General features: G+C 34.5%; 1 pseudogene. It reads right to left on the bottom strand.

Annotation, left to right across the window (positions count from 1 at the left end):
* Positions 1–251, bottom strand: a pseudogene (locus tag AACQ14_RS24025) (glycosyl hydrolase); the annotation flags it as partial.
* Between the last annotated feature and the right edge of the window lie 59 nt (positions 252–310).

Raw genomic sequence — 310 nt, 5'->3', positions numbered from 1 at the left:
ACTTTCCTAGCTAATGAATCATGTTCTTTTTTATCATAATTCATATCCCTTGCATTCTTTATTCCTTTAAAAACTAGTTCCAATATTCTTCTTACAACTTTATCTAGAGCTTTTTCATCTAGAGTACCATTTTTGACTGCTTGAACAATTTTTTTATCATTGAATCCTCCATTACCCGGCATTTCTATATCCATACCTGCTTTGATTCCCTCTACTCTATCATCTTCTGCTCCCCAATCTGAGATTACCAAACCTTTATAACCCCAGTCATCTCTAAGAACTTCTGACTGAAGTTCTTAGAGATGACTGG

Source organism: Vallitalea maricola, assembly GCF_036985595.1.
Lineage (GTDB): Bacteria > Bacillota > Clostridia > Lachnospirales > Vallitaleaceae > Vallitalea > Vallitalea maricola.
This window is presented reverse-complemented; position numbering and strand designations above follow the sequence as displayed.